This is a genomic window from Pseudomonas sp. 478, assembly GCF_003254125.1.
In the GTDB taxonomy this organism is placed as follows: domain Bacteria; phylum Pseudomonadota; class Gammaproteobacteria; order Pseudomonadales; family Pseudomonadaceae; genus Aquipseudomonas.
Window position 1 is genome coordinate 97917 of the sequence record NZ_QKZG01000001.1, and the last position, 16131, is coordinate 114047.

General features: G+C 59.5%; 15 protein-coding genes. 9 read left to right on the forward strand and 6 right to left on the reverse strand.

The features are described from left to right. Positions 1-47: 47 nt before the first annotated feature. Both dprA and DFS28_RS00525 read right to left on the reverse strand, forming a co-directional pair. Positions 48-1148, reverse strand: coding sequence for a DNA-processing protein DprA (gene dprA / locus DFS28_RS00520; RefSeq protein ID WP_111448164.1), 1101 nt, complete (start codon positions 1146-1148; stop codon positions 48-50). A 79-nt stretch (positions 1149-1227) separates the two neighbouring features. Continuing rightward, a complete protein-coding gene (locus tag DFS28_RS00525) occupies positions 1228-2253 on the reverse strand; it encodes a LysM peptidoglycan-binding domain-containing protein (protein ID WP_111448165.1) in 1026 nt (341 codons plus the stop codon). A gap of 171 nt (positions 2254-2424) precedes the next feature. On the opposite strand from DFS28_RS00525, the gene def reads away from it, so the two are divergent. The 5 genes from def (at position 2425) to DFS28_RS00550 (ending at position 7131) form a co-directional block, all read left to right on the forward strand. After that, the gene (def, locus tag DFS28_RS00530) at positions 2425-2931 is read left to right on the forward strand and encodes a peptide deformylase (RefSeq protein ID WP_008155676.1); all 507 of its coding nucleotides are present in this window, start codon (positions 2425-2427) and stop codon (positions 2929-2931) included. 57 nt (positions 2932-2988) lie between these two features. Next, positions 2989-3948: a methionyl-tRNA formyltransferase gene (fmt, locus tag DFS28_RS00535; protein ID WP_111448166.1), complete on the forward strand. Its 960-nt coding sequence runs from the start codon at positions 2989-2991 to the stop codon at positions 3946-3948. After that, on the forward strand, positions 3945-5255 hold the full coding sequence (gene rsmB / locus DFS28_RS00540) for a 16S rRNA (cytosine(967)-C(5))-methyltransferase RsmB (RefSeq protein ID WP_111448167.1): 1311 nt from the start codon (positions 3945-3947) through the stop codon (positions 5253-5255). Before fmt ends, rsmB begins: the two co-directional genes overlap by 4 nt. A gap of 22 nt (positions 5256-5277) precedes the next feature. After that, positions 5278-6651, forward strand: a complete 1374-nt coding sequence (gene trkA / locus DFS28_RS00545) for a Trk system potassium transporter TrkA (RefSeq protein WP_008155683.1) — start codon at positions 5278-5280, stop codon at positions 6649-6651. A 165-nt stretch (positions 6652-6816) separates the two neighbouring features. Further along, the gene (locus DFS28_RS00550) at positions 6817-7131 is read left to right on the forward strand and encodes a tetratricopeptide repeat protein (protein ID WP_111448168.1); all 315 of its coding nucleotides are present in this window, start codon (positions 6817-6819) and stop codon (positions 7129-7131) included. Here the strand turns inward: DFS28_RS00550 and DFS28_RS00555 are convergent, their stop codons facing one another. The 3 genes from DFS28_RS00555 to tag form a co-directional block, all read right to left on the reverse strand. Continuing rightward, complete coding sequence (locus DFS28_RS00555; RefSeq protein ID WP_111448169.1) at positions 7132-7371, reverse strand: PilZ domain-containing protein; 240 nt, start codon at positions 7369-7371, stop codon at positions 7132-7134. A gap of 71 nt (positions 7372-7442) precedes the next feature. Beyond that, on the reverse strand, positions 7443-8330 hold the full coding sequence (locus DFS28_RS00560) for a lysophospholipid acyltransferase (RefSeq protein ID WP_111448170.1): 888 nt from the start codon (positions 8328-8330) through the stop codon (positions 7443-7445). A gap of 40 nt (positions 8331-8370) precedes the next feature. Beyond that, entirely contained in the window at positions 8371-8928 is a 558-nt protein-coding gene (gene tag / locus DFS28_RS00565; RefSeq protein ID WP_008155692.1) for a DNA-3-methyladenine glycosylase I, read from the reverse strand. Between the two features lie 81 nt (positions 8929-9009). Between tag and glyQ the strand changes: the two genes are divergently transcribed. The 4 genes from glyQ to DFS28_RS00585 all read left to right on the forward strand — a co-directional run bounded on the left by glyQ (position 9010) and on the right by DFS28_RS00585 (position 13420). Then, positions 9010-9963: a glycine--tRNA ligase subunit alpha gene (gene glyQ, locus DFS28_RS00570; protein WP_003213601.1), complete on the forward strand. Its 954-nt coding sequence runs from the start codon at positions 9010-9012 to the stop codon at positions 9961-9963. Further along, positions 9960-12014, forward strand: coding sequence for a glycine--tRNA ligase subunit beta (gene glyS / locus DFS28_RS00575; RefSeq protein WP_111448171.1), 2055 nt, complete (start codon positions 9960-9962; stop codon positions 12012-12014). Before glyQ ends, glyS begins: the two co-directional genes overlap by 4 nt. Before the next feature lie 4 nt (positions 12015-12018). Continuing rightward, positions 12019-12558, forward strand: coding sequence for a D-glycero-beta-D-manno-heptose 1,7-bisphosphate 7-phosphatase (gene gmhB, locus DFS28_RS00580; protein WP_165934035.1), 540 nt, complete (start codon positions 12019-12021; stop codon positions 12556-12558). An 82-nt stretch (positions 12559-12640) separates the two neighbouring features. Then, a complete protein-coding gene (locus tag DFS28_RS00585; RefSeq protein ID WP_111448173.1) occupies positions 12641-13420 on the forward strand; it encodes a 1-acyl-sn-glycerol-3-phosphate acyltransferase in 780 nt (259 codons plus the stop codon). A gap of 287 nt (positions 13421-13707) precedes the next feature. On the opposite strand, the gene gyrB is transcribed toward DFS28_RS00585, so the two are convergent. After that, positions 13708-16131: a DNA topoisomerase (ATP-hydrolyzing) subunit B gene (gyrB, locus tag DFS28_RS00590; RefSeq protein ID WP_008155700.1), complete on the reverse strand. Its 2424-nt coding sequence runs from the start codon at positions 16129-16131 to the stop codon at positions 13708-13710.

Genomic DNA, 16131 nt, shown 5'->3' on the forward strand with positions numbered 1-16131 from the left:
TCTCCGGAATAAGGCTCTGCGCAGTTTACCGATCTTCCTTATAAAACCTAGCTCACCCGCGCAAACCAGCGCCCGCTTTCGCAGACCGCCCGGCCGTCCATTTCCAGCTCCGTCAGCGCTGCCAGCACTTTGGGCAAGGCCCAGCCGCTGGTGACGGACAACGCTTCACTGGTGTGGGGCGCGGCATGCAGCAGCATGAGCAACGGATGTGTCACCGCTGGTGTCGCTGTGGATAACGGCAACTGCTGCCAGCCGCGCAACGCTTCAAGGATATGCTCGATGGTTTCCACCAGCACCGCACCGTCGCGGATCAGCTGATGACAACCTTTTGCGCCGGGGTGATGAATCGACCCGGGAATCGCATACACCTCGCGCCCTTGTTCCGCCGCCAGCCTCGCGGTGATCAACGAACCGCTGGCGACACTCGCCTCGACCACCAGCACGCCGAGGGATAAACCGCTGATGATCCGATTGCGCCGGGGGAAGTTACTGGCGGTCGGTCCGGCGTCCAGCGGGAACTCCGAAAGCACTGCGCTGCCCGAGGCAATCATCGCGTCTGCCAGCCGTCGATTGCGCTGTGGATAAAACTTTTCAAGTCCCGTGCCAAGTACACCGACCGTTCGCCCGCCCACGTCCAAAGCGGCTTGATGGGCGGCAGCATCAATGCCCAGCGCCAAACCGCTGGTAATGACAAACCCGGCGCCAGCCAGACTGCGGGAAAAGGCGGCGGCGGTGTCCATGCCCGGCCGCGAAGCGCGACGGCTACCGACCATCGCCAGCTGCGGTTTTTCCAGAATGCCGGGATCGCCCGCCACGAATAACAGCGGCGGCGCATCACTGATTTCCGCCAGCAGTGCCGGATAGTCCGGTTGGTCCCACATCAGTAAATGCTGGCCCGGACGCTCTAACCAGGCCAATGCATGGCTCGCGCCATCACGGATTTCACTGGAGCGCCTGGCCTCCGCGCAAGCGAGGGGCAAACCCAACGAACGCCAGGCACTGGCCGGCGCGCTGATAGCCTTGGACGCCGAGCCGAAGGCCTCAAGCAATTTCTTGAATCGCACAGGACCGAGTTCCGGCAGGCGATGCAAACGTAAACGAGCTTCCAGTTCCGCCGGGGAAACCGGTGCAAAGGCAGACAGCGGCATGGATCATCCTTGATCGTTATGAGCCCCGTTCAAACGGGAATAAGCTGTGGATAACTCTGTTGGTAACTTGTGGAGCCTGTTAAGGATTTCGCACCTTGTCCTGCACCGCCAGCGAGCGTGATGCGTAAAGCACCAGCCCGTAACTGAGCTTGTCATAGGTGCGGAAAACCATCAGCAGACCGGCGCGCTCATCCGGGATTTTCAGTGGCTGACCGGTGATCCGGTCACGCACGGTTTCACCGGTTTTCAACACCACCAACACGTTGCCTTCGACCAAGCCATCGCGCTGGCCCTTGTTCAGCGTGACCACATCCATTGCGCCAATTTGGGTAACCCCGCGCGGCACGTCGATGATCAACCCGTTAATCTGGGTTTTTGGCGCACTGGGCATGAAGGTCGAGTTGATGGAGCGCTCTTCACCGCTGAACAAGCGGTCGCCGAGGCGGACTTCCTGGGTGGTGCGTTGCAGCGCCAGGGTGGCAACGTCGCCTTCGGTGGCCACAATCTCGCCACCGCCGATGTCGTCGGCGTTGATCCCCAAAAACTCTTTACTGACAGGATCGATGTAGACCTTGCCCTGACGGAAGATGCCGTAAACCGGTTGAGCCGGGTCGAAATGGCCGCGAGCGAAGATTCGGTCACCGGTGCCACTGAGCACGCGTTCGGCATCGCCGGCAACGATATAAGGCGCCTTGTCGAAGTCCTCGACCTTGTCGACGATGCGGTTGCTCAGCAGAAAGCTGTTGATCGATTCCAGCGGAATACTCGGGATCGCATTGGCAACCGGGCTACTGCGGATGCGTGGCGACAGCTTGATGGTGCCCCGGGAAGCGCCACGGTTGAGGGTCAGGCGTGGTTGCCCATTGACGTAGACCAGCGACAGCGAGTCGCCGGGGTAAATCAGATTGGGGTTTTCGATCTGTGGATTGGCCTGCCAGAGCTCCGGCCATTTCCACGGTTCACGAAGGAATTTCCCCGATATGTCCCAGAGTGTGTCACCGGATTCCACGGTGTATTGCTGTGGAAAACCTTCCTTGAGTTGCACTTGCCCGTGCGCCAAACCGGCCGAGGCCAGAAGGAGCAAGGCGAGTAGTGATTTCCTCATGCGGTGAATCCCTTTATTATGTGCATTCGCGTAGAACGCCAGAGCCCTCGTGGCTCGCTCCTGACTCTTTACCAAAAAGAGAAGGAGCTACGTTTTACAACGGTAGCCTGCATCTTCGGACCCGCCAGGCCATCGACCCGACATTACCTCACATGTGCAGCAATTGAGCTTATGGCCATTTTAGACATCCTCGAATTCCCCGATTCGCGCCTGCGCACTATCGCCAAACCAGTGGCCGTAGTGGACGACGAAGTGCGTCAGTTGGTCGATGATATGTTTGAAACAATGTATGAAGCGCCAGGCATCGGCCTCGCCGCGACCCAGGTCAACGTGCACAAACGTATCGTCGTGATGGACCTCTCCGAAGACCGCAGCGAACCGCGGGTGTTCATCAACCCCGAGTTCGAAACCCTGACCGACGAGATGGAGCAATACCAGGAAGGCTGCCTCTCGGTGCCGGGCTTCTACGAAAACGTCGATCGCCCACAGAAGGTCAAGGTCAAGGCCCTGGACCGCGACGGCCAGCCTTACGAACTGATCGCCGAAGGCCTGCTCGCCGTGTGCATCCAGCATGAATGCGACCACCTGAATGGCAAATTGTTCGTCGACTACCTGTCCAATCTCAAACGCGACCGAATCAAGAAGAAACTGGAAAAGCTCCATCGCCAGAACGCTTGATGCCCTCCTTTCAAAGGCTTGCTGCGGCAAGCCTTTTTCTTTTGCGAGACCTTTTGAATGACTGAGCCACTGCGCATCGTCTTTGCCGGCACCCCGGAATTCGCCGCCGAACACCTCAAGGCCCTGCTCGACAGCCCTTACGAGATCGTCGCGGTCTACACCCAACCGGACCGTCCGGCGGGTCGCGGGCAAAAGTTGATGCCAAGTCCGGTCAAGCAGTTGGCTCTGGAAAACAACATCCCGGTGCTGCAACCGCCAACCCTGCGCAACGAAGACGCTCAGGCTGAACTGGCCGCGCTCAAGCCGGACTTGCTGGTGGTGGTCGCCTACGGCCTGATCCTGCCGCAAGTGGTGCTGGATATTCCGCGTTTGGGCTGCATCAACAGCCACGCCTCCTTGCTGCCACGCTGGCGCGGTGCGGCGCCGATCCAGCGCGCCGTCGAAGCGGGCGACAGCGAAAGCGGCGTGACCGTGATGCGCATGGAACTGGGCCTCGACACCGGGCCGATGCTGCTCAAAGTCACCACCCCGATCACCGGTGAAGACACCGGCGGCAGCCTCCACGACCGTCTGGCGGAAATGGGTCCGCCAGCGGTGATTCAGGCGATTGCCGGCCTCGCTGCCGGGACGCTGGAAGGCGACGTGCAGGACGACAGCCTCGCCACTTATGCTCACAAATTGAACAAAGATGAAGCGCGCATCGACTGGAGCCGCCCGGCGGTTGAGCTGGAACGCCTGGTTCGCGCCTTCAATCCGTGGCCGATCTGCCACAGCACGCTGAATGGCGAAGCATTGAAAGTGCTGGCCGCCAGCCTCGCTGAAGGGCAGGGCGCTCCCGGTGAAATCCTCAGCGCCAGCAAGGACGGTTTGATCGTCGCCTGCGGTGAGCAAGCCCTGTGTCTGACTCGTCTGCAATTGCCCGGCGGCAAGGCGCTGAACTTCAGCGACTTGTTCAACAGCCGTCGTGAGAAATTCGCCGTCGGCACCTTCCTCGGTCAAGCGGCGCACGCTCAATGAATCCACGTCTGGCCGCCGCCAAGGCACTTGCTGCTGTTCTTAACGGAAAAGCCTCACTCAACAGTTCCCTGCCGACGCAGATGGACAAGGTCGAAGACCGTGACCGCGGCTTCACCCAGGACCTGGCGTTCGGCACCGCGCGCTGGCAGCCGCGCTTGTCGGCGCTGGCGGCCAAGTTGCTGCAAAAGCCGTTCAAGGCAGCCGACGCCGATGTCGAAGCGCTGTTGCTGGTCGGTCTCTACCAGTTGCTCTACACCCGGGTTCCGGCCCATGCCGCCATCGGTGAAACCGTGGGTTGCGCCGACAAGCTGAAAAAGCCCTGGGCCAAGGCCTTGCTCAATGCCGTGCTGCGCCGCGCCCAGCGAGAAAGCGAAGCGCTGCTGGCGGAGCTGGAACACGATCCGGTGGTGCGCACTGCCCACCCGCGCTGGCTGCAAAAATCCCTGAAAGCCTTCTGGCCTGAACAATGGGAAGCCATTTGCGCGGCGAACAACGCGCATCCGCCGATGATCCTGCGGGTCAACCGTCGTCATCACAGCCGCGATGCTTATCTCGGGTTGCTGACCGACGCCGGCATCGCCGCCACGCCGTGTGTTTACAGTCAGGACGGCATCATTCTCGACGCCGCTGCCGACGTGCGCAGCTTGCCGGGTTTCGCCGAAGGCTGGATCAGCGTGCAGGACGAAGCCGCGCAACTGGCCGCCGATCTGCTCGACCTGGCACCAGGCCAACGGGTGCTGGACGCCTGCTGCGCACCGGGCGGCAAGACCTGCCACATTCTTGAAGCCGAGCCGGCACTCGCTGGCGTGGTCGCGGTGGACCTGGAAGCCAAGCGTCTGGTGCGGGTGCGGGAAAACCTCGCACGCCTGGGCCTGAGCGCCGAACTGATCGCCGCCGACGGCCGCGATACCGCGACCTGGTGGGACGGCAAGCCGTTCCAGCGCATTCTGCTCGACGCGCCATGCTCGGCCACTGGTGTCATCCGTCGTCACCCGGACATCAAGCTGACCCGCCAACCCGACGACATCGCCGCACTCGCGGTTCTCCAGGGCGAACTGCTCGATGCCATGTGGATAACTTTGGAGGTCGGCGGCATCCTGCTGTACGCCACCTGCTCCACGCTGCCGACCGAGAACACCGAAGTCATCGAAGCCTTCCTCGCCCGCACGCCGGGCGCCCGTGAACTGGACCTCGCCACGACGGCCGGTATCAAGCAACCCCATGGCCGCCAATTGCTGGCCCAGGAAGGCGGCCACGACGGGTTTTACTACGCCAAGCTGATCAAGATCGCCGCCGCGCGCGGTTAAACGGATTCAATGGAGTGACTGGATGAAAATCATCATCCTCGGCGCAGGGCAGGTCGGCGGTTCGCTGGCAGAACACTTGGCCAGCGAGGCCAACGACATCACCGTGGTCGACACTGATGGTGAACGCCTGCGCGACCTCGGCGATCGGCTGGACATCCGCACCGTGCAGGGCCGCGGCTCGCTGCCGACGGTGCTGCGTCAGGCCGGCGCGGACGACGCCGACATGCTGGTGGCGGTGACCAACAGCGACGAAACCAACATGGTGGCCTGCCAGGTTGCCCACACCCTGTTCCACACCCCGACCAAAATCGCCCGGGTTCGCGAAGCGGCCTACCTGACTCGTTCCGAGCTGTTCGATAACGAAGCGATCCCGGTAGACGTGCTGATCAGCCCGGAGCAAGTGGTCACCAATTACATCAAGCGTCTGATCCAGCATCCGGGCGCCTTGCAGGTGATCGACTTCGCCGAAGGCAAAGCCCAATTGGTGGCGGTCAAGGCGTACTACGGCGGCCCGCTGGTGGGTCAGCAACTGCGTCAGCTGCGCGAACACATGCCGAATGTAGAAACCCGTGTGGCGGCGATTTTCCGTCGTGATCGGCCGATCCTGCCGCAGGGCGATACGGTGATCGAGGCAGACGACGAAGTCTTTTTCATCGCCGCCAAGGCGAATATTCGCGCTGTGATGAGCGAAATGCGCCGTCTCGACGAGAGCTATAAGCGCATCGTCATCGCCGGCGGCGGGCAGATCGGTGAACGTCTGGCCGAGGCCATCGAAAGCCGTTACCAAGTGAAGATCATCGAGATGAACCCGGCGCGCTGCCGTCATCTCTCGGACACCCTCGACAGCACTGTGGTGTTGCAGGGCAGTGCCTCCGACCGCGATTTGCTGATGGAAGAGAACATCGCCGACGCCGACCTTTTCCTGGCCCTGACCAACGACGACGAAGCCAACATCATGTCTTCGCTGCTGGCCAAGCGCCTGGGTGCGAAGAAGGTGATGACCATCATCAACAACCCGGCGTACGTCGATCTGATCCAGGGCGGCGATATCGACATCGCCATCAGCCCGCAATTGGCAACCATCGGCACCTTGCTGGCCCACGTGCGCCGCGGCGATATCGTCAGTGTGCACTCATTGCGCCGGGGCGCGGCGGAAGCCATCGAGGCGATTGCCCACGGTGATGAGAAGTCGAGTAAGGTCATCGGCAAGGCCATTGAGAACATTGGCCTGCCGCCGGGCACCACCATCGGCGCAATCATCCGCGACGAAGAGGTGATCATTGCCCACGACGACACCGTGATTGCGGCGGGCGACCATGTGATTCTGTTCCTTGTGGATAAGAAGCATATTCGGGATGTGGAAAAGCTGTTCCATGTGGGACTGAGCTTCTTCTGATCCGGAAACTGCGGTGGCCTGTCTGGCCTCATCGCGAGCAGGCTCGCTCCCACAGGGGATCACTGTCGAACACAATATCTGTGTTCACTGAAGATCTACTGTAGGAGTGAGCCTGCTCGCGATGGCTATCTTAAAGCTGACACACCTCTAGAAGGAATCCACCCAATGATCGAATCCCTGGAAAAAATGCTCGCCAAGGGTGTGGATAACTCATTGCTGCGCTTCGGCCTGGGCAAGGGTTATCTGGATCTTGGGGAATACGCCAAGGCCGCTGAGCATTTCCAGCGTTGCGTCGAATTCGATCCGAAATATTCGGCAGCCTGGAAGCTATTGGGCAAAGCCCATCTGGGGCTGGAGGATTTCGCGTCCGCACGTCAGGCGTGGGAACAGGGTCTGGAAGCCGCTCGCGCCCATGGTGACAAGCAGGCCGAGAAGGAAATGACCGTGTTTCTGAAGAAGCTTGAGCGTCAGGCTCACTGATCAGAGGTATCGCAGGCCAATGCCCTCGGCATCCACCAACACCACTTCCATACGCACCCGCGGCGCGCCTGTGGGTAAGTCCTGCACCTGACCGTAAACCACCGCGCCCTTGGGCAGGGCCGACAAGCCCGAATGCTTGACGTAGACACCTGTCGTCGACAGGTTACGCGTCTGGCCCAGGCATTCGCCGAAGCTGTGGTGGCTGATCTTGATGCGAAACGATTTGCGGTGTTCGGACATCTTCTGCGCCCTTTATTGAACGGTTGTGGATAACCCTGGCCCTGGGTTATCCACAGATCATGCCAATCGACTCAGTACCAGCGTTCTTCACCCGGCGGCCGCTTCTTGAAGCGCTTCATGCTCCACATGTACTGGCTCGGATACGCCCGCACATAGCGCTCGACCACCTGGCTCATGGCCGCGCAGGACGTTTCGGTATCGGTGCTGTACATGGCTTCTGGCGCGGCTTCGAGGATCACTTTGTAACCCGAACCGTCCGGCAGACGTAGCGCATGCAGGAACACGCCGACCGCTTTGCCGCCGGCGAGCATGTTCGGTACGAATTTACTGGTCAGGGCCTGGGTGGCGAAGAACGGCACGAAAATCCCGGCGGATTCGGCCGGTTCCGGGTCAGCGGGAATGCCCACTGCACCACCTTTGCGCACTTCCTTGATGACACTGAGAATGCCTTCCTTCGTGGAAGCGGCCACCCGGTTGCCCAATTGCACCCGCTGCTTGCGCAGCAAATCATCCACAGCCTTCAGCTTTGGCGGACGATAAAAGATGATCGGTTTGCACTGGCTGCAATAGAAGTGGTTCAACACTTCCCAGTTGCCCAGGTGACTGGTGATGCCGACGACCCCTTTGCCGGAGGCGAGGGCGTCCTTTAATACGTCGAGGCCTTCGACTTCACGCACCAGGTCGATGGAGCGCTGGGCCGGCCAGATCCAGGCACAGGCACTTTCGGTCAGGGATTTGCCGATGTCTTTCAGGCTCTGGCCTACCAGATGCTCACGCTCGGCCGGGTCCATGTCCGGGAAACACTTGGCGAGATTGATCCTCACCACGTCGCGGGAACGGTTAGGGGTTTTCCACATGACCCAGCCGATGGCCGAGCCCACTGCCTGCACTGCCCGCCACGGAAGCAGGGCAAACAGCCGCAGAGCGCCTACCAGCAAGGCGCCTTTAAACTTATCCACAGGTCACTCCTGATTTTGTGCTGTGCGCGAGGCGGCTATTCTAACCGCCGTTCGCCAGCACCGCGTAGCGATCGCAATCCTGGGTGTGGTCCATGACCATGCCCGAGGCCTGCATCAGCGCGTAACAAATAGTCGGGCCGACGAAGGTGAAGCCGGCCTTTTTCAGGCCTTTGCTCATCTCCACGGCGGTCGGCGTCACGGCCGGCACTTCGCTGCGATCCTTGAAATGATTGATCACAGGCTTGCCGTCGACGAAGGACCAGAGAAACTCCACCGGATCCTCCAGCGCCAGCCAGGCCTGGGCATTGCGCCGGGCTGCATTGAGTTTGAGGCGATTGCGAATGATGCCCGGATCGAGCATCAACTCATCGATTTCGGCGTCGCTCATTTGCGCCACGCGTTGTACGTCGAAGCCGAACATTACCTCGCGATAACGCTCACGTTTACGCAGCACGGTGATCCAGGAAAGGCCGGCCTGGAACCCTTCGAGCAAAAGCAACTCGAACAATCCCTGCGCATCGCGTAGCGGCGTACCCCACTCCTGATCGTGATAAGCCATGTACAGCGGATCTTCGGAACACCAAAAGCAGCGTGGCATAAGGCTCCAGGGGGCGTGCGCAGGACCGAATCGGGTATACTCCCGCTCTTTAAATCGCAGCCCAAGAAACAGGTGAATTTCGTGAGCCAGCCTACGCCAGCCGTGCGTACCTTCCAAGACTTGATCCTCGCCCTCCAGCAATACTGGGCCGAGCAAGGTTGTGTGGTACTTCAGCCCTACGATATGGAAGTAGGCGCCGGGACTTTCCACACTGCCACGTTTCTGCGCGCCATTGGCCCGGAAACCTGGAACGCCGCTTATGTGCAGCCCAGTCGTCGCCCGACTGACGGCCGCTACGGCGAAAACCCGAACCGTCTGCAGCACTACTACCAGTTCCAGGTAGTCTTGAAGCCGAACCCGGACAACTTCCAGGAACTGTACCTGGGCTCCCTCAAGCACGTCGGTCTGGACCCATTGGTCCACGACATTCGCTTCGTTGAAGACAACTGGGAATCGCCAACACTGGGCGCCTGGGGTCTGGGTTGGGAAGTCTGGCTCAACGGCATGGAAGTGACGCAGTTCACTTACTTCCAGCAAGCGGGCGGCATCGAGTGCTACCCGGTGACCGGCGAGATCACTTACGGCCTTGAGCGCCTGGCCATGTATCTGCAAGGCGTGGACTCGGTCTACGACCTGGTGTGGGCTGACGGTCCGTTCGGTAAGGTGACCTACGGCGACGTGTTCCACCAGAACGAAGTGGAGCAGTCGACCTACAACTTCGAACACGCCAACGTCGAGAAGCTGTTCGAACTGTTCGATTTCTACGAAAGCGAAGCCAAGCGCCTGATCGAACTCGACCAGCCGCTGCCGTTACCGAGCTACGAAATGGTGTTGAAAGCCTCCCATACCTTCAACCTGCTGGATGCTCGCCGGGCAATCTCGGTGACCGCGCGTCAGCAATACATTCTGCGTGTCCGCACTCTGGCGCGTTCCGTTGCGCAAGCTTACCTGTTGGCTCGCGCCAAGCTGGGCTTCCCGATGGCGACCCCGGACCTGCGTGACGAAGTACTGGCCAAGCTGGAGGCAGCACAATGAGTGCTCTGGATTTTCTGGTTGAACTGGGCACCGAAGAGCTGCCACCCAAAGCCCTGAACACCCTGGCCGACGCGTTTCTGGCCGGTATCGACAAGGGTCTGCAAGCCGCTGGCCTGAACTACGAGACCAAAACCGTCTACGCCGCACCACGTCGTCTGGCTGTGCTGATCACCGATCTGGCGACTCAGCAACCGGATCGCAGCATCAACCTCGACGGCCCGCCACGTCAGGCCGCATTCGATGCCGAAGGCAACCCGACTCAAGCGGCATTGGGCTTCGCCAAGAAGTGTGGCGTCGACCTGAGCGAAATCGATCAAAGCGGCCCGAAACTGCGTTACAGCCAGAGCATCGCCGGCAAACCGACCGCGAGCCTGCTGGCGACCATCGTCGAAGATTCCCTGAACGACCTGCCGATTCCCAAGCGCATGCGCTGGGGTGCTCGCAAGGAAGAATTCGTTCGTCCAACCCAGTGGCTGGTGATGTTGCTCGGTGACCAGGTCATCGATTGCACCATCCTCGCCCAGAAAGCCGGTCGCGATTCCCGTGGCCACCGCTTCCATCACCCGCAAAGCGTGCGCATCACCTCGCCGGCCAACTACCTGAGCGACCTGCGTGCCGCTTACGTACTGGCCGATGCCAATGAGCGTCGCGAGCTGATCAGCAAGCGCGTCGACGAGCTGGCGACGATGCAGGAAGGGACGGCGATCGTGCCGCCAGCGCTGCTCGACGAAGTAGCCGCGCTGGTTGAATGGCCGGTGCCGCTGGTGTGCTCGTTCGAAGAGCGTTTCCTCGACGTGCCGCAAGAAGCCCTGATCACCACCATGCAGGACAACCAGAAGTATTTCTGCCTGCTGGATGCCGACGGCAAATTGCTGCCACGTTTCATTACCGTGGCCAACATCGAAAGCAAAGACCCGCAGCAGATCATCGCCGGTAACGAGAAAGTGGTTCGCCCACGCCTGACCGACGCCGAGTTCTTCTTCAAGCAAGACAAGAAGCAGAAACTCGAAGACTTCAACCTGCGTCTGCAGAACGTGGTGTTCCAGGAAAAACTCGGCAGCGTCTACGACAAGGCCGAGCGCGTTTCCAAACTCGCTGCGTTCATCGCCCAACGCATTGGCGGCAACGCCGCGTGGGCTTCCCGTGCAGGCCTGCTGTCCAAGTGCGATCTGGCGACCGAGATGGTCGGTGAGTTCCCGGAGATGCAAGGTGTCGCCGGTTACTACTACGCCCTCAACGACGGCGAGCCGGAAGAAGTCGCTCTGGCGCTGAACGAGCAATACATGCCGCGCGGTGCCGGTGCTGAACTGCCGACCACCCTGACCGGTGCGGCCGTGGCCATTGCTGACAAGCTCGACACACTGGTGGGCATTTTCGGTATCGGCATGCTGCCAACCGGTAGCAAAGACCCGTATGCCCTGCGCCGTGCTGCACTTGGCGTGTTGCGCATCCTGATCGACAAGAAGCTCGACCTCGACTTGAACGATGCCGTGGCGTTCGCCGTGAATGCGTTCGGTACCAAGGTCAAGGTTGCCGGCCTCAACGACTCGGTGCTGGAGTTCGTCTTCGACCGTCTGCGTGCCCGTTACGAAGACGAAGGCGTGGATGTCGGGACTTACCTGTCGGTGCGTGCCCTGAAACCGGGTTCGGCGCTGGACTTCGATCAGCGCGTACAAGCGGTAGAAGCGTTCCGCAAATTGCCGGAAGCCGCTGCCCTGGCCGCGGTGAACAAGCGCGTTTCGAACTTGCTGAGCAAGGTCGAAGGCTCTGTTCCTTCGGTCGTGGAAGCCAAGTACTTCGACAATGCCAACGAGTTCTCCCTGTATTCGGCGATCCAGCAGGCTGACCAGGCTGTCCAGCCGATGGCTGCGGCGCGTCAGTACAGCGAATCGCTGGCACGTCTGGCTGCCTTGCGCGAGCCGGTGGATGCGTTCTTCGAAGCCGTGATGGTCAACGCTGAAGATGCCAAGGTCCGCGCCAATCGTTATGCGTTGCTGTCGCGTCTGCGTGGGCTGTTCCTCGGCGTCGCCGACATTTCGCTGCTGGGCTGAGGGGCTGCTGTTGAAACTGCTGATTCTCGATCGGGACGGGGTGATCAATTACGACTCCGACGCTTACATCAAGTCGGTGGAGGAGTGGATCCCGCTCCCGGGTTCGATCGAAGCCATCGCGCAGTTGAGCAAGGCCGGCTGGACGGTAGCGGTCGCTACCAACCAGTCGGGCATCGCTCGCGGCTATTACGACATCGCCACCCTGGACGCCATGCACGAGCGCTTGCGCGAGCGAGTGGCGGAGCAGGGCGGTGAAGTCGGGCTGATCGTCTATTGCCCGCACGGGCCGGACGATGGCTGCGATTGCCGCAAACCAAAACCCGGGATGTTGAAAACCATCGCCGCGCATTACAACGTATCGCTGACCAATGTTTGGTTTGTCGGCGACACCCTTGGTGACCTGGAGGCTGCCAAAGCCGTCGATTCTCAGCCAGTTTTGGTAAAGACCGGGAAAGGCGAAAAGACTTTGGGCAAGACCCTACCGGTAGGCACCTTGATTTTTGACGATCTGGCGGCGATTGCCGCAGAACTTATCCACAATTAGAGTGCTTCGATTGTCCTGACCAGGGATTGATCGGGAGTGCGCTTTATATAGACGGGCAGAGCCCGCAACGGTAAACGTCGCCATGTCGATACTGCAGGCCATCAGAACTTTCCTCTTTTATCTGTTGCTAGGCACCAGCTCCTTGCTTTGGTGCAGCCTGAGCTTTTTTATCGCGCCTTTTCTGCCGTTCAAGGCGCGCTATCGCTTCATCAACGTGTACTGGTGCCGCTGCGCGTTGTGGCTGAGCAAAGTCTTTCTGGGCATCAGCTACGAAGTAAAGGGCGCCGAGAACGTGCCCGACCAGCCCTGCGTGATTCAGTCGAACCACCAAAGCACCTGGGAGACGTTCTTTCTATCCGCCTACTTTGAGCCATTGAGCCAGGTCCTTAAGCGCGAACTGCTCTACGTTCCTTTTTTCGGCTGGGCCATGGCTATGCTGCGACCCATCGCCATCGACCGCGACAACCCGAAAGCGGCGCTCAAGCATGTGGCGAAGAAGGGCGATGAACTGCTGAAGGATGGTGTCTGGGTTCTGATCTTCCCTGAGGGAACACGCGTTCCTTACGGCACCATCGGAAAGTTCTCTCGCGGTGGTACCGCGTTAGCCGTCAACGCCGCACTTCCCGTGCTGCCGATTGCGCACAATGCTGGCAAGTTCTGGCCGAAAACCGGTTGGGCGAAGAAGCAGGGCGTCATTACCGTGATCATTGGCGCCCCCATGTATGCCGAGGGTAGCGGGCCGCGAGCGATTGCCGAGCTGAATGATCGGGTCCAGGCCTGGAACGAGCAGATGCAACGTGAAATGGGTTCGCTGCCGGCAGCCCCTGCGGCCCCTTCTGCCAATGATCAGGTGGCTGTCTGAGATTCTGTGGATAACCTGTGTACCGTTTTGTCGAAAAGTAGCGTTTTTTGTTTTTAAGCTTATGATTTATATACATATTTCTTAAACACATAAAACGCCGAAAATGGTGCATAAGTTTTTTTCGGGCGCAAAAAAACCGGCTGATGTAGCCGGTTTTTTTATGCCTGCGATTTGTTGGATTTCAGGTTTCGGAAAAGGCTGAAGAGGGAAGTGATCTCAGGGAATTGCAGGTAATAAAAAAGGCCAACGCTTGAGCGTTGGCCTTTTTCGTTGGCAGGTTCGCTGGATCAGAAGTCCAGGTTGGAAACCGCCAAGGCGTTGCTTTCGATGAAGTCACGACGAGGCTCGACCGCATCACCCATCAGGGTGTTGAAGATCTGGTCCGCGCCAATGGCGTCTTCGATGGTCACTTTGAGCATCCGGCGCTGACTTGGGTCCATGGTGGTTTCCCACAGCTGATCCGGGTTCATCTCACCCAGACCTTTGTATCGCTGGATGGTGTGACGCTTGGTGCTTTCGGCCATCAGCCATTCAAGGGCTTCCTTGAACTCGGTGACCGGCTTCTTGCGCTCGCCACGCTGGATGTACGCGCCGTCGTCCAGCAAGGTGCTCAGTTGAGCGCCCAGAGAAACAACAGTCTTGTAATCGTTGCTGCCGAAGAAGTCGCGGTTGAAGGTGACGTAGTTCGACAGGCCATGGGAGATCAGTTCGACCTCAGGCAACCAGACGTTACGTTCACGGTCTTCACGCAGGCTGGCTTTGTAAACCAGGCCGGACTTTTCGACGGTGCGCAGACGAACTTCGTACTGGGCCATCCAATCCTGCATCGCTGCGTGATCGGAGAGTTGCTCCAGGCTGACGGCAGGCAGGTAGATGAAGTGCTCGGTCAACTCCTGTGGGTACAGGCGCGACAGACGCTTGAGCGTCTTCATGACCAGACGGAAGTCATTCACCAGACGCTCAAGAGCCGGTCCGGAAATACCCGGTGCTTCCTCGTTCAGGTGCAGGCTCGCATCTTCCAGGGCCGACTGCGTCATGTACTCTTCCATGGCGTCGTCGTCTTTGATGTATTGCTCTTGCTTGCCTTTCTTGACCTTGTACAGCGGTGGCTGGGCGATGTAGATGTAGCCGCGCTCGATCAGCTCCGGTAACTGACGGAAGAAGAAGGTCAGCAGCAGGGTACGGATGTGCGAACCGTCGACGTCAGCATCGGTCATGATGATGATGTTGTGGTAACGCAGCTTCGCGATGTTGTACTCATCGCGGCCAATGCCACAGCCCAGCGCGGTGATCAAGGTGCCCACTTCTTGCGAAGAGATCATCTTGTCGAAGCGCGCCTTCTCGACGTTCAGGATCTTGCCCTTGAGAGGCAGGATGGCTTGGGTCCGACGGTTGCGTCCCTGCTTGGCGGAGCCGCCAGCAGAGTCACCTTCCACGAGGTACAGTTCGGAAAGGGCAGGGTCTTTTTCCTGGCAGTCAGCCAGTTTGCCCGGCAGGCCGGCGATATCCAGCGCGCCTTTACGACGTGTCATCTCACGGGCTTTACGCGCCGCTTCACGAGCGCGAGCCGCATCGATCATCTTGCCGACGACCAGCTTGGCTTCGTTCGGGTTTTCCAGCAGGAAGTCGGAGAAGTACTTGCCCATTTCCTGTTCGACCGCGGTCTTCACTTCGGAAGAAACCAGCTTGTCTTTGGTCTGGGAGCTGAACTTCGGATCCGGCACTTTTACCGAGATGATCGCGGTCAGGCCTTCACGGGCATCGTCACCGGTGGTCGCGACTTTGTGCTTCTTCGCCAGACCTTCGGCCTCGATGTAGGTGTTCAGGTTACGCGTCAGAGCGGAACGGAAACCCACCAGGTGAGTACCGCCATCGCGCTGTGGAATGTTGTTGGTGAAGCACAACAGGTTCTCGTTGAAGCTGTCGTTCCACTGCAAGGCGATTTCCACGCCAATGCCGTCTTCGCGTTGGATGTTGAAGTGGAACACCTGGTTGACCGGAGTCTTGTTGGTGTTCAGGTATTCAACGAAAGCACGCAGGCCACCCTCGTACTTGAACAGCTCTTCCTTGCCGCTGCGCTCATCCTTGAGGACGATGCCGACACCGGAGTTGAGGAAGGACAGTTCACGAATCCGCTTGGCCAGGATGTCCCAGCTGAAGTGGATGTTCTTGAACGTCAGGTCGGACGGTTTGAAGTGGATCTGGGTGCCGGTGGTTTCACTCTCACCGACGATTTTCATCGGTTCTTTTGGAACACCGTGAATGTAGGTCTGTTCCCAGATTTTGCCGCTGCGGCGAACGGTCAAGACCAGCTCTTCGGACAAGGCGTTCACAACCGACACACCTACACCGTGCAGGCCGCCGGATACTTTGTAGGAGTTATCGTCGAACTTACCGCCGGCGTGCAGCACGGTCATGATGACCTCGGCTGCCGAGACGCCTTCTTCTTTGTGCACGTCTACCGGGATACCACGACCGTTGTCGCGAACGGTGATGGATTCATCCGGGTGGATGATGATGCTGATGTCGTCGCAGTGGCCAGCGAGCGCTTCATCGATGGAGTTGTCGACTACCTCGAAGACCATGTGGTGCAGACCGCTACCATCGTCGGTGTCACCAATGTACATACCGGGACGTTTGCGTACGGCATCCAGGCCTTTCAGCACTTTAATGCTCGTTGAGTCGTAGGTATTCGTATTTTCTTCGCTCAA

Excerpts from the sequence above, each read along its gene's own strand:
- DFS28_RS00555 (WP_111448169.1), bottom strand. The coding sequence starts at position 7,371 with ATGTCCGAACACCGCAAATCGTTTCGCATCAAGATCAGCCACCACAGC.
- glyS (WP_111448171.1), top strand. The coding sequence starts at position 9,960 with ATGAGTGCTCTGGATTTTCTGGTTGAACTGGGCACCGAAGAGCTGCCA.
- dprA (WP_111448164.1), bottom strand. The coding sequence starts at position 1,148 with ATGCCGCTGTCTGCCTTTGCACCGGTTTCCCCGGCGGAACTGGAAGCT.
- rsmB (WP_111448167.1), top strand. The coding sequence starts at position 3,945 with ATGAATCCACGTCTGGCCGCCGCCAAGGCACTTGCTGCTGTTCTTAAC.
- fmt (WP_111448166.1), top strand. The coding sequence starts at position 2,989 with ATGACTGAGCCACTGCGCATCGTCTTTGCCGGCACCCCGGAATTCGCC.
- trkA (WP_008155683.1), top strand. The coding sequence starts at position 5,278 with ATGAAAATCATCATCCTCGGCGCAGGGCAGGTCGGCGGTTCGCTGGCA.
- DFS28_RS00585 (WP_111448173.1), top strand. The coding sequence starts at position 12,641 with ATGTCGATACTGCAGGCCATCAGAACTTTCCTCTTTTATCTGTTGCTA.
- tag (WP_008155692.1), bottom strand. The coding sequence starts at position 8,928 with ATGCCACGCTGCTTTTGGTGTTCCGAAGATCCGCTGTACATGGCTTAT.
- DFS28_RS00550 (WP_111448168.1), top strand. The coding sequence starts at position 6,817 with ATGATCGAATCCCTGGAAAAAATGCTCGCCAAGGGTGTGGATAACTCA.
- def (WP_008155676.1), top strand. The coding sequence starts at position 2,425 with ATGGCCATTTTAGACATCCTCGAATTCCCCGATTCGCGCCTGCGCACT.
- DFS28_RS00525 (WP_111448165.1), bottom strand. The coding sequence starts at position 2,253 with ATGAGGAAATCACTACTCGCCTTGCTCCTTCTGGCCTCGGCCGGTTTG.